The following is a 13,564-nucleotide window of genomic DNA, read 5'->3' on the forward strand; positions in this document are numbered from 1 at the left end:
CATTACATATATATGTAATCATATTATTATTAATTCACTATTTTTATAGTATATATATTATGTTAATGATTTGTAATAATAGAAAACACATCTACTACAGGGATTTTAACAATTTATAACATAATTTTAACATATAAATAAAATTTGACACTTACCTAATAGGCTTAATTATAAAAACGGGCTAATGGATTTACGCCAAAAGAAAATAGTCTCTTAACCACTTACTGGTCAAGAGACTATTTTCTATCTTTCTACTACTTTTGTATCAAACTATTATATAAAGGTAAAGCGGCTCGTCGAACGTTCCTAGAAAAGCAACCCGCCAGAGGTAGTGGCTGGGTAAATCCTTTGGATCAGAAACCCTACAGCATACTATGAGGAGCTTAGTACTGACATATTCTCCAATCTATCGAGGATTTCCATGTATAAAATAATAGTCAAACCTAGCACCGATTTTTCTATATTGATAATAATTTTTTTAGCTTATGGTTTTGTACATTGATGAGGAATTGTTGATTTCCGAGGAAAGCGCCACCTCGAAGTGAAAATCAACATTTGCTTAAAGATACACTTTAATTAATTTTTTAACGACGTGCTGAAGGGCAGATGAAAGTCTATTCATCTGCCCTTCTATTTATTTTTGTTTCTTTTTATAAATGATTGTTGCTACAACTAGTACAAGTAAAACTGCTTGTCCAATCATAGTTTCTACTGTTGGATAGAAACCAATGATGTTGACAACTGGCAAGCCATCTACAATAGTTGTTGAAACTGAATCCCTTAACTGCAATGTATGCAAGCTGACACCAATAATTTTAAATGCCAATACGTAGATTAACACCGTAGCTACAGCGAAAAATTTATGAATTGGAATTTTTCCACTTGCTTTAAATAATACAAATGCAAAAATAGCTAATATTAAAAGTGCTACTACGATCCCTAGCACAAACTGAGATGTCTCCATTTTAGGTGCAATTCCTGCATAGAAGACAAGTGTTTCTGCACCTTCACGGAAAACAGATAAAAAGCTAATTGATGCCATGGCAAACACCGAGCCAGTAGAGATGGCATTGCCCATTTGTTTGGAAATATAGCGATTCCAACTCACCACACTCGATTTACTATGGAGCCAAATACCAACTCCAATCATCATTGCAGCGGCTAATAAACCAATATAACCTTCCATGAGCTCTCGACTCGTATCAATTGTCGCTGATTGGAAAATTGTCGACATTAAAACAGCTGCTACTGCTGATAAAAAGATCCCAACAAATGCACCAACATATATCCATTTGCGCATTGTTTTTTGTCCAGACTTCTCTAAGAACGATACTAATGCCATAATAATAAGCAGTGCCTCTAAGCCTTCTCGTAGTAAGATTAATGCAGCATCCCACAGCGTGTAATCTGAGTCACCTTGAATCAGCTCAATTTCAGTGCGGAAAGTATTAAGCTTACTTTTAACTGCTTTAACATCTACGTTAGACTTCAATAAGTCACTAACGATGATTGGCATATCACTTTCAATTTTTGTATACAGGCTGCCGTTACGTGTTGAAATATCTATTTCTACACTTGGCCAAATTTTAATGAACTCTCGAATTTTATCTGAGGCTGCCTTGTAGTCACCTGCATCGATAAAATCATTCGCCTCATTAATATAAGCAATTAATGTTGCTAAAGAATACTCTCCTTCTACAACTTCCGCCGTTTCATTACCTGCTACAAAATCTTCAATTGTTTGTTTTAATTCTGCATATTGTGATTGCATTAATGCTACATCTGGCTCTTCAGAAGCAAGTGTGATCCGTATAAAGGCCATCTGTGTTTCAATCTGCCCGTACATGGCAATACTTTGCTCTCGCACAGGACGTTCAATTTTTTTCCATTTCGTATTGAAATCCTTATAGGCTGCGTCGATTGTAGCTAAATCCCTACTTGCTAAGGCATCTTCAAATGCTTTCATGACAGGTTTAAATTTCGTGCCAAATTCTGCACGCTGCGCCGCTTCATCTACAGGATTCTCAAGCTTTTCTAATGCACGTAAGGCATTTGACAATTCAGATAGTGCCTTTAAACGTTCATCCTTAGTAGTAGCTTCAACTGCTTGTGCAAGAATATTATCAACTTTTTCTTTTGCTTTCTTTTGCTCTGATGTAACCGACGCCCAGTCTGTTGCAAACTGTTCAAGGGCTTGCTCAGCTTCGGATTCTTTATCCTGCTTCGTATTCATTAGCGCATCACTAATAGAAATGTATAAGTGACTATATGATTGCGCTGCCTGCACTGGTGCAGCAAGTGCCAATAACAAGCAAAGTACTAAGCTACAGCGCGTTAAAAAGTGCTTCACCTATATAACTCCCCTTTTGTACACCAGGGAAGCAAGCGAACACTGCGCTGCCTCGATGTGTAGTATACTCATTCATTTTATCCAAACGTCCTAAGCTATTTTGAACTGTTATAAATTGGGCTGGGTCTTTTTGAAAAGAAACAAACATGAGTCCCGCATCATGCGCACCTGTATTCGTCATAACACCTGATGCATAAGAATACGAACGACGTAACATACGCGCACCTGATTTACGTGCCAAATGTACGTGTGACGTATCTGGCATAATGTACTCACCGTTGCTATCCTTCGCCTCTACATCGAAATCATCGAACTCTTTCTTTTTACCAAAAGGTGCACCACTATCGCGATAACGACCAAATGTTACCTCCTGATCTTTCAAAGATGTGCGATCCCATGTTTCAAGATGCATTTGAACTTTACGTGCGACTAAATAAGAGCCGCCTTTTAGCCAGCCTTTATCAACCCATACAACTTTATTTAAATCTTTGTCATCGGCAGTCGACGGATTTCCAGTGCCATCCTTGAATGCAAATAAATTTCTCGGTGTTCCTCCACCAGCTGGGAATGAGTTAAAGCCTGCTTGAGACCATTTAACTTCTACCTTACCAGATGCTGCACGAACTAAGTTACGTACTGCGTGGAATGCCACCTGTGGATCATCCGCACATGCCTGGATACAAAGATCTCCACCTGTAAGTTCTTTTTGTAGTTGATCTTTTGGGAAATGTGGTAAATCATTTAATTCTGCAGGCTTCAAATGTTGAATCCCAAGCTTATCAAACAAAGATGGGCCAACACCAATTGTGATCGATAAATTTGAAGCGTCTAAACCTTCTGCTTCACCTGTATCTCCTGTAGGAACTCTAGTATTTGTTGTTAAATCTACCATTAATTCACCATTCATTAAACGAACAACAAGAGGTGTCCATTTTTTGAACAACTCTTGTAAGTCTTTCTTTGATGTAAATAAAACATCTAAAGAAGCAAAATAAATATTTGTCTGAACTGGTGTAATAATGCCAGATTGATGTTTTCCATAAAAATCAACTTTATTACGTGCAGTCGTGCTATCCGCAACAGGCTCGAACACATCGTAGCCCATTACTTTCATAACACCACCTAAGCCAGAGGCACCGATAGCTATACCAGCTGCTCCGATACCTGTTAGCTTTAACATGTCACGTCTCGATATTTTTTTATTCATCCATTTTTCATCATTTGACGCTGTCATTTATTATCACTCCAAAAATTACTCTAAAATAATACCCATTTGACTTAATGGTTCACCAAGTTGATTAACTGCTGCTGAAAGTGCTTTTGTGTCTTCATCAGTTAATTTTTCGTAAGAAACATATCCGCCATCAGCAGTCGCATGCTTCGCTAATAAATCATCTACTGCTTTAAATTTTTCATCTAATGTAGCAACTAAGTCTTTATCTTTCGCTTCTAATTTAGAACGTAGGATTTCAAAGATTTTTTCTGCACCTTCAATGTTTGCTTTAAAGTCATAAAGGTCTGTATGAGAATAGATTTCTTCTTCACCAGTGATTTTTGATGTCGATACTTCATTTAATAAGTCAACCGCACCTGTAATCATTAAATCAGGTGTTACTTCTACAGTTTGAACTAATGCGTGTAATTCTTTAGCGTCTGCTAGTAATTGATCTGCAACTGCCTCGTAGCCTGCAGTTTTGTTTTCTACCCAAAGCGCATGTTCTAGCTTATGATAGCCCGACCATGCTTCTTCGCCTTTGCCTTCTTCTTTAATATCAGCTAAACGACCGTCAATACGTGGGTCAAGGTCACCAAAGCTCTCTGCGATTGGCTCCGAACGCTCGAAATACATACGTGCCGGCGCATAAGCTGCTTTTGCCTCTTCAATTTTACCAGCTTTAAATGCTTCCACAAATTTTTCCGTTTCTACTAAAAATTGATCCATTTGCTCTAATGCAAATGTTTGATAGGCTGCTAGTTCAGCAGATAAATCAACTTTTGTAGCTTTTTCTGCTTGCTCTGTTGCTGGCTTATCGTCTTTTTTAGCTTCATCTGTATTTCCACAGCCAGTCATTAGAATACCTCCTGCAACTAATACTGACAATAATGATGTTTTTTTCATGCTAAGTACCTACTTCCGAAATAGTTTATATCGAGAATGATAATGATTATCAAGTGCAATTGCAAGAAGTATTTTTATTTATAGAAAAAAACGACATTTTATAGTCGATCTAATTAGATAACTAGATAAATGGCGTTTTTTCCACAATATAATCATTCTAAACTACGAAATTTTTGCTTGATTTCTATTTTCATATTTTCCATATAAGAAATAATAAAGGATAATTGACACTAAAATAACAAATACCATCGCAAAGAAAATGGCACTGTACCCCGAAGTCGGAACGAAGAATCCTAAGAAATAAGGACCAACCCCTAAACCTAAATCATATAAAATAAAATATGTCGATGTCGCAAGTCCTAAACGCTCATTTGGTGTAACCTTAATCGCTATTGCTTGCGCTACTGAATTGAAATTGCCATAACCTATCCCTATGCAAGCTGCGGCTAGTAAAAATACAACACTACTAGTCGCCGAACTAAAAGCATACATTCCTAGTGCAAAAATAACTAAACATGGATAGATAACAATGTTTGCACCTCTAGTGTCTAGTAATTTTCCTGTAAAAGGACGTGTCGCTAAAATAACAATTGCATATATAATAAAGAAATAACTTCCTGCTGTTACCAAATCAAGCTCTTTCGCGTAAAACGTCATAAATGACATAACCCCTGAATAGGCAAAGCCAATAACGAGCGCCACAAAAGCAATTGGCACGGCACGCATTTCGATAAAATTAGTGAGCTTAAAGCCTGTTTTCTCCGCCATTTCTTTGGCCTTCTTCGGTGCATCTGGAACGGTTACGATAAAATACAACAAGAAGCATACAATAGCTAATACGGAATCGACAGCAAAAATCATCCGATAATCTTCAAACAGCTGCGTTAGAAGAATACCTACAAACGGTCCGATAGCAGTAGCTAAAATAGCACTCAAGCTGTAATAACCGATACCTTCTCCTCGTCGATCAGAAGGTAAAATCTGTGCAATAATTGTCCCTGTCGCCGTACTAGCCATCCCAAGTGCAATACCCTGTACTAAACGATTGACCATTAGAAGTGGCAAATTCGTCGCGATAAAATAAGACATCGTGGATAGCATAAACAATAATAATCCAAAAAATAATGTTTTTTTACTACCCCAATCCCCAATAATACGCCCTGTCCCGAGACGCCCAAATAAAGTACCAATAATAAAAATACTCGATACAAGACCTGCCGTACTAGTCGAAGCCCCAAAATGCTCAACCGCATAGCCTGCAATCGTTACCATCAATAAAAAGAATATTAATGTAATGGTAAAATTAATAAGTGAGACGATTAAAAAGTCCTTCGTCCAAAGTTTATGTCTAGTTGCTTCCACTTTTTTCTCTCCTACCGATTGATGTTTGCACAAATGTTCGCTAACACTTGTGTCGCAATTTCAATATCCCGCTCCGATACCCCCGCGAGTGCCTGTTCCATAGTTGGTTTTAAATGCGCTTGAATTTCTTGCACAATCTCTTCACCATCAGCCGTCAATTGTACAAGCTTTTCGCGCTTATCCCTACCCGCTACCGTTTCCACGTAACCAAGCTCCACAAGCTTTTGCACAAGCCTCGTCACACTCGGCTTTTCAATAAACATGAAATTCGCAATATCCACAAATGTATGTGGCCCTTTATCCATCAATAACCGAAGAAGAGCCCATTGAGAGCTATACAGCTGATATTTACCCAACTGCACATTTATTAGATTGATAAACGGTCTATACATTAAGCGGTACTGATTAAAAAATTCTTGTTCGATCGTCAACATTACCACTCCTTTTTAGTTAGTTAGCCTAACTAACTATACGCTTTTCGTTTTTATTTGTCTAGTAGGAATTAGTCGGGAAATTCGGGTTTTGGGTCGGGCTTTTCGTCTTTCTTGGCTTTCTATCCACGTTTTTGAGTGCTCTATCCAGCTTTCTACGCTTTCTATCCACGTTTTTGAGCTCTCTATCCGGCTTTCTACGCTTTCTTTTTCCACGACTTTGAGCGCTCTATCCAGCTTTCTACGCTTTCTATCCACGTTTTTGAGCGCTCTATCCAGCTTTCTACGCTTTCTATCCACGTTTTTGAGCGCTCTATCTAGCTTTCTCGCCTTTCTATCCACGTTTTTGAGCTCTCTATCCAGCTTTCTAGGCTTTCTATCCACGTTTTTGAGCGCTCTATCCAGCTTTCTACGCTTTCTATCCACGTTTTTGGGCGCTCTATCCAGCTTTCTACGCTTTCTATCCACGTTTTTGAGTGCTCTATCCAGCTTTCTACGCTTTCTATCCACGTTTTTGGGCGCTCTATCCAGCTTTCTCCGCTTTCTATCCACGTTTTTGAGCGCTCTATCCAGCTTTCTCCGTTTTCTATCCACGTTTTTGGGCGCTCTATCTAGCTTTCTCGCCTTTCTATCCACAGCTCAAAGCGCTCTATCCATCTTTAATCCAATATTTCCTATGTCTTTTTTTCCCCTCAGCATTCAAAGGTAATTTCTGCAATAGTCTATACGCTAGATCGGGTGAATCTATTGCGAAAAAATCACAAAAGCTTTTATTCGTTAACGAATCGCCCACTAATAACTTGTAATCATCAAGCGTTCTGAGAATAGCATCCTGATCTACTAATCCGCAGCGTTGACAAGTCCATTTTTTATTGAAATAGCTCATTTGCTGTCCATTTGAACAACGTACACATAACACACCTTTTAGAAGATCCTGTACAGGAACGGTTATTTCTCTTTTAATTGGCATATGCCTGGTTAATAAATTAGTAGCAAAAAGAGAGAGATCATCAGCTTCTAGTATCATCTCATTATGCTGTTTAAGACATTTTCTTACATAGTAACGTAATCCTGAAACATGAAAAATTGGTTGTCCTTTTAAACTTTCTGATAAAATAGCATTTTTCGTTGCCAAAACGACTGCATAATGAACAGGAATCTTAACTTTGTAATGCTGTAATATCCCCTTTATCCAGTCGGCGTGTCGTCTAACTTGATGAAAAGGATCAATCATTCCCTCAACATCACCTTCTGCAGTAGTCCTTGTAAATTGAGTAAATGACTCATCGAATTCAAGGAAGCCTGTTATGTTTTTTATTTCTAGGATTAATATAAAATGAGGACACACTAATATAGTGTCTATTTGATGTGTAGTCCCGAAGTGATTGACTATTTGTAAATCATGAAGGAAATAATGTGGGTTGGGCAAATTAATTTCAAGCCATTCTACATCTACTCGCTTTTCTCCAGCAAAGCCAGCTTGTATACGCATTAACCTATTAAAATAATTCATGTAGTCTACATGTGTACTAGGCAACCTTCTTACCAAAGCTTCTAGCATTTTTTGCATTTGTGATTGCTGTCGTGCTAATAAAATCATTGTCTCTCCCCTCCTGTATTTATTATATAAATAATTACATGTATAAACAGAGGTTCCAAAAAACTTGAAATACAAGATGTGAAAATTAAATTTATAGCCCAATTTTATAGATAAAAAGAATGGAAAAATCGCCTTGTTCTTGCATCGACTACTACTTTTCTGCCTCATATCTCCACTTTGACGACGCTACTATCCATCAATCTTGGCTTTCTATCCACGACTTTGAGCTCTCTATCCATCATTCTCTTCTTTCTATCCACGTTTTTGAGCTCTCTATCCATCATTCTCTCCTTTCTATCCACGACTTTGAGCTCTCCCTCAACTTTCTATCCACGACTTGCTGCAGCACCTTCTATCCACATCTTTGAATTCGCAGAACTACGTTCGTTCAAAAAAAACAACCGAACAGCCTAAGCCATTCAGTCGTTTTTTCGTAGTAAATATAAAAAATATGGGGCGCCGATACAGGCTACAACAATACCTGCTGGCACGGTCGCACTCGAAATAGCTACGCGGCCAATTGTATCTGCAAGCATTAGTAAGCTGGCACCAATTAATAATGTGAGTGGTAAAAAGAACTGGTAGCGCGGTCCGACGAGCTGCTTTGCAATATGGGGAGCCATCAGACCGATAAAGGCAATGCCTCCTGTGATCGATACAGCTGCCGCAGCTAATGCGACAGAGACTACTAATAATTGCAAACGCTCTCGTTCGATGTTTAATCCTAAGCCAACCGCTGTTGGTTCAGTCATTGCCAGCACATTTAACACATTTGCTTTATACAAAATAAATGGTATGCCTAGCACAAGCCAAGGCAATAAAGCCCAGAAAAATGGCCAGTCTGTTCCCCAAACATTCCCCGCAAGCCATTGTGCGATAAATTGCACATCACTACGCTCAGCAGAGGAAATTAATATCATCATTACACCTGCTAAGGCAGATGCTACACCTACCCCGACTAAAATAAGTTGGATCGGCTGTACACCCACATTACGCTTATATGAAAAAAAGTAAATGAGGAGTGCCGTTAATAAAGCGCTGGCAAATCCGACAAGTGGTAACACATACGCGAAATGAGGTAAATCACCATCAACAAGGATATAAAATAGCGTAATTCCTATACCTGCTCCAGCATTAATCCCAATAATACCCGGGTCCGCTAGATCATTACGTGTTACCCCTTGCAAAACGGCACCAGCTAATGCTAACGCCATCCCTGCTGCTGCTAGCACAAATAATCTTGGCAAGCGAACAGAAAACAGTACGAATGATTCTTTGAAGCTGCCGTCTCCAAGTAAAATCGGTATTATGCGATCAATCGAAACTGAAGCTGCTCCCATTGAAATACCCATTACAAAAATAGCTATTGTTAATAGCATCCAAACCATGAGCCATCTACGTTGTTTTTTTCGTCCGATTTTAAACAATTTGACGACCTCCCTTTCGAACAAGAAGTAAGAAGAACGGAAGGCCGATAATTGAAATAATTGCAATTACCGGTGTTTCATATGGGGCATTAACCATTCTACCTGCAAAATCTGCAGTGACCATTAACCATCCACCGATAATAGCGCTCATCGGTAGGACAAATCGATAGTCTGTTCCAACAATTGCTCGGACAATATGTGGTACCATTAACCCCACAAATGCTAAATTGCCTACTAGCGCAACTGCGGAGCCTGCAAGAACAACAACGACAAACATCATAATTCCTTTAATGGCTGTTGTTTTTTGTCCTAATCCGACAGCTACTTCTTCATTTAAACTTAAAATGGTTAGCTGACGACTAAACACAAAAGCTACCCCTAATCCTATTACAATAACAGGAACAATTATTAATGCTTGCCATGTAGTGCCAATTAAACCACCACTCGTCCACATCGAAACATCTTTTGAAATTTTAAATAATATTCCCGTTCCATCTGCTATTGCTTGTAATAGAGCGGATACGGCTGCCCCAGCTAAGACTAACTTTAATGGAGAAAAGCCATTCTTCGTTGAAGCGCCTATACCATAGACAACAATCATCCCTACACCCGCACCTATGAAACATGCAAAAATAAACATATAGTACGAGGTATTTGGAATAAACGCCATCGTCAATGCTAGTGCCGCATTCGCACCTGCTGTTAGACCAAGGAGACCTGGATCTGCTAATGGATTTCTAGTAACTCCTTGCATAATAGCCCCAGCAACTGCAAGTGCACTACCTACAAAAATAGCAGCAATAATACGAGGAAATCGAATTTCACGTAATACAGAGTAGTGCTTGCCACCGTCTTGTCCGACAATCGCTTGATAAACATCTTGAATACTCGTATTAGCCGCGCCTATACAAAGCGAGATCGTAACTGTTACTGCTAATAAGATCAGTGCAAGCAATACTTGAAGCCAAAACGGGAAATTTCGAAACTTTATCATTTGCCTTCGCTACTCTCTACTGAAATTATTGTAAAAATTTCTTTTCAAAGAAATCTAGTTGATATTCTAAAGTTTTTGGATCATTAAAGTAAAATTCGTTGCCACTCACTTCAAATAAATGACCATTCTTCACCGCTTCTAAATCTTTAAACCACGGAGCATTTTTAATGGCGCTATCCTCGCCTTTAAACGTACTAAAGATCACATAGTCACCTGCATATTCATTTAATACTTCTGTAGAAATTGCAAAATAACCTGGTTTTAAAGCATCTTGTTTTACTTTTTCAGGCATTTTCAAGCCCATTTCTTTATATAAAATTTCTGTTCCTCGACCCCAGTTATCTCCATACACATACATTTGTTTATTAAACATTTCTGCGACAGTAACCGTAGCATCTTCGCCGATTTTTTCTTTAATTTTTGTACCCGTCTCTGCAGCACGTTCTTTAAAATCTTTTACCCAATCAGTTGCTTCTTTTTCTTTGTTCACCACTTTACCGATTTCGATGAATTGCTGTAAATAATCCACTTTACCATAAGTGAACAACACAGTTGGTGCGATTTCTCCTAATTTATCTGCATTTTCAATACCATTTAAACCAATAATTAAATCTGGCTCAAGCTCGATAATTTTTTCGATATCCGTATTCTCAACAACTACTGCATCTTTAATACCATCTTTGAAGTTTGGATTATCTGCAGCCCATGAATCAATACCGACAACATTAACGTCAAGCTGTAGTAAATGCCCAACAAATGAAGATAATACAACTACACGTTTAGGATTTGCTGGTACTTCAACAGGGCCAGCTTCTGATTGATACGTAATCGTTTCTGCAGATGCCTTATCTTTAGAGCCCTCATCCGTCTTCTCTTCTTTATTGCCGCACGCTGCAAGCACTAGTACGACCATCATAAACATTGGTAATAACCACTTTTTCATAAATCTATCTCCTTTTACACTGTTTGTAGTAAGTTATATGTAATGCACATTGGTTTATCAGTTCGAGGATCCTTACCAATGACTGCATCAATATTAAACACTTTTTCTAATACTTCAGGTACTATAACTTCCTCTGCAGTACCAAACTTCACTAGCTCTCCTTTTGATAGCGCAACAATATAATCTGAAAAGCGTGCTGCCTGATTTAAATCATGTAACACCATGACAATTGTGCGTCCTTCTTCTTCGTTAAGCTTGTTAAGTAATTCTAAAACTTCTAACTGATGGGCCATATCTAAATAAGTTGTTGGCTCATCTAAAAAAATTATATCGGTCTCTTGAGCTAATGCCATCGCGATCCACACCCGTTGACGCTGTCCACCTGATAAGGCATCAACTGTGTTCAGACGAAAGTCATCCGTTTTAGTTACCTTTAAGGCCCAGTCAATCATTTCTTTATCCTTTTGCGATAAATTACCGAAGCCCTTTTGATATGGAAATCGACCGTAGGATACAAGCTCTTCCACTGTTAAACCATGTGCACTTTCCGGACTTTGTGGCAATATAGCCAGTTCTTTCGCTAATTCTTTTGTATTCATCTCGGAAATATTTTGACCATCCAGTATGACTTGTCCACTCTTATGCTTCAATATCCTTGTAATAGCCTTTAAAAGTGTAGATTTACCACACCCATTGGAACCAATGATAGTCGTTATTTTACCGTCTGGAATTTGTAACGATAAATCATGCACAATCGTTTTGTCCTCGTAGCCGATACGAATCGATTCAACTTGTAAACGCACGACGTAACCTCTCTTTCCTTTTTGTTCTTTCCATGCTATGATAGCGATTAACCGACAATGATAATCATTATCACTAGAATTAGTCTAGTTTTCTTATTTAGTTTTGTCAAATACTTTTTTATTATTTTTTTAGGATGTGGTGATATAAATGCAACATTTATACGATGTAACAATTATTGGTGGTGGTCCTGCAGGCCTATACAGCGCCTTTTATAGTGGTTTACGAGGATTGAAAACGAAATTACTTGAGAGTCAACAACAGCTTGGTGGTAAAGTTTTACTTTATCCCGAGAAGCTAATTTGGGATATTGGTGGTCATCCCCCTGTATTAGGCGAACAATTTGTGAAACAGTTAATTGCACAGGCAAAAACGTTTCATCCAACCATTGGTACAGGTACAAAAATCGATTTTATCGAGCGCCAAAATGATATTTTTGTTCTTCATACTGCGCAAGGAGATAAACATTATTCTAAAACCGTTCTTTTAGCCGTTGGTGGTGGTATTATTAATCCTCAAAAGCTTTCACTAGAAGGTGCAGAAAAATATGAAATGACTAATTTACACTATACCGTGCAGTCATATCAACGTTTTGTGGACAAGGAGATCATTATTTCGGGAGGCGGAAATGCTGCGATCGACTGGGCAGTTGAACTAAGTCCTATCGCCAAAAACGTAACTGTTGTTTATCGTAAAGATACGTTATCCGCTCATGAGGCAACAATTCAAGAAGCTTTAGATGCTGGCGTAAAGATTGAGTGTAATACGACTATTACAAAATTAACTGCCGATGCCGAGAAAACAGCCATCCAATTAGTGACATGTGAAAATACAAAAACAAAACAAAGCTATACGCGTCAAATTGATGAAGTCATCGTTAGTCATGGCTATAACCGTGAAGCATCATTAGAATTGGAGCAAACAATTACCATTCCTAAAAAAGATGATTACTATTTTGAAGGGAAAGCAACAGGAGAAACAGCACAGCCTGGAATTTTTGCAGCAGGTGATATATTAGCGTTTGAAGGAAAAATAAATCTCCTTTTAGGGACTTTCCAGGATGCAGCCAATGCCGTGAATTCTATCAAAACATATTTAGAGCCTACTGCCTATCGCCAAGGGGTCGTGTCATCACATAATGAAGTATTTAAAGAGAAAAACCGTTCTATTATCGAAAAACAACTTTCAGCAAAATAAACATTAAATGAAATAATCAATAACCCCTCTTAAGCATTTACTCTCTTAAGAGGGGTTTTATATAAGTTCAACTAAAAAAATTATTTTACATTCTATCTTAAGAAATTCATAAAAGCCCCCATTTGTCTTAACATATTAACTCCATATGTTATTGTTCCCGCGTGGCCCATAATTGTATTTAAATGTTGTGGTAATCTTCCAAATCTAGAGGTTTGGGGTTGCTGGTAAGGATTAAAAAAGGGTTGCCCTTGTCTTCCTTGCATAGGAGGGCCAAAACCTTGTCTATAGCTTGGTGGAAATGGTCTCATTCTAGAATTAGGCGGATAAAATGGCATCAATT

13 protein-coding genes are annotated in these 13,564 nt (G+C 38.2%); 1 reads left to right on the forward strand and 12 read right to left on the reverse strand.

Translation table 11 applies throughout. The annotated features are described in order from the left end of the window. Nucleotides 1-634: 634 nt before the first annotated feature. The 12 genes from ACQKN4_RS22580 to ACQKN4_RS22635 form a co-directional block, all read right to left on the reverse strand. Nucleotides 635-2,350 carry an FTR1 family iron permease gene (locus ACQKN4_RS22580; RefSeq protein ID WP_427484866.1) on the reverse strand — a complete coding sequence of 572 codons (1,716 nt, stop codon included), beginning with the start codon at nt 2,348-2,350 and terminating at the stop codon, nt 635-637. Beyond that, a complete protein-coding gene (gene efeB / locus ACQKN4_RS22585; protein ID WP_079560191.1) occupies nt 2,325-3,584 on the reverse strand; it encodes an iron uptake transporter deferrochelatase/peroxidase subunit in 1,260 nt (419 codons plus the stop codon). The genes ACQKN4_RS22580 and efeB overlap by 26 nt, the downstream gene beginning before the upstream one ends. Nucleotides 3,585-3,602: 18 nt before the next feature. Beyond that, on the reverse strand, nt 3,603-4,469 hold the full coding sequence (gene efeO, locus ACQKN4_RS22590; RefSeq protein ID WP_079560190.1) for an iron uptake system protein EfeO: 867 nt from the start codon (nt 4,467-4,469) through the stop codon (nt 3,603-3,605). A gap of 162 nt (nt 4,470-4,631) precedes the next feature. Next, complete coding sequence (locus tag ACQKN4_RS22595) at nt 4,632-5,831, reverse strand: MFS transporter (protein WP_079560189.1); 1,200 nt, start codon at nt 5,829-5,831, stop codon at nt 4,632-4,634. A gap of 11 nt (nt 5,832-5,842) precedes the next feature. Further along, nucleotides 5,843-6,265, reverse strand: coding sequence for a MarR family winged helix-turn-helix transcriptional regulator (locus ACQKN4_RS22600; RefSeq protein WP_240518204.1), 423 nt, complete (start codon nt 6,263-6,265; stop codon nt 5,843-5,845). Nucleotides 6,266-6,298: 33 nt separating this feature from the next. Continuing rightward, nucleotides 6,299-6,898 carry a hypothetical protein gene (locus ACQKN4_RS22605; RefSeq protein WP_427484867.1) on the reverse strand — a complete coding sequence of 200 codons (600 nt, stop codon included), beginning with the start codon at nt 6,896-6,898 and terminating at the stop codon, nt 6,299-6,301. A gap of 13 nt (nt 6,899-6,911) precedes the next feature. Next, entirely contained in the window at nt 6,912-7,862 is a 951-nt protein-coding gene (locus ACQKN4_RS22610; protein WP_427484868.1) for a nuclease-related domain-containing protein, read from the reverse strand. Between the two features lie 164 nt (nt 7,863-8,026). Continuing rightward, entirely contained in the window at nt 8,027-8,164 is a 138-nt protein-coding gene (locus tag ACQKN4_RS22615) for a hypothetical protein (RefSeq protein ID WP_427484869.1), read from the reverse strand. Between the two features lie 117 nt (nt 8,165-8,281). Beyond that, the gene (locus tag ACQKN4_RS22620) at nt 8,282-9,289 is read right to left on the reverse strand and encodes a FecCD family ABC transporter permease (RefSeq protein ID WP_427484870.1); all 1,008 of its coding nucleotides are present in this window, start codon (nt 9,287-9,289) and stop codon (nt 8,282-8,284) included. After that, a complete protein-coding gene (locus ACQKN4_RS22625; protein ID WP_427484871.1) occupies nt 9,282-10,283 on the reverse strand; it encodes a FecCD family ABC transporter permease in 1,002 nt (333 codons plus the stop codon). The genes ACQKN4_RS22620 and ACQKN4_RS22625 overlap by 8 nt, the downstream gene beginning before the upstream one ends. 25 nt (nt 10,284-10,308) lie before the next feature. Further along, nucleotides 10,309-11,226: an iron-hydroxamate ABC transporter substrate-binding protein gene (locus ACQKN4_RS22630; protein WP_427484872.1), complete on the reverse strand. Its 918-nt coding sequence runs from the start codon at nt 11,224-11,226 to the stop codon at nt 10,309-10,311. Between the two features lie 14 nt (nt 11,227-11,240). Then, nucleotides 11,241-12,029: an ABC transporter ATP-binding protein gene (locus ACQKN4_RS22635; RefSeq protein WP_079560181.1), complete on the reverse strand. Its 789-nt coding sequence runs from the start codon at nt 12,027-12,029 to the stop codon at nt 11,241-11,243. Nucleotides 12,030-12,177: 148 nt separating this feature from the next. Between ACQKN4_RS22635 and ACQKN4_RS22640 the strand changes: the two genes are divergently transcribed. Continuing rightward, nucleotides 12,178-13,224: an NAD(P)/FAD-dependent oxidoreductase gene (locus tag ACQKN4_RS22640; protein WP_427484873.1), complete on the forward strand. Its 1,047-nt coding sequence runs from the start codon at nt 12,178-12,180 to the stop codon at nt 13,222-13,224. The last annotated feature ends 340 nt before the right edge of the window (nt 13,225-13,564 follow it).

The sequence above is a fragment of the Lysinibacillus sp. NPDC093692 genome (genome assembly GCF_050280125.1).
Lineage (GTDB): Bacteria > Bacillota > Bacilli > Bacillales_A > Planococcaceae > Lysinibacillus.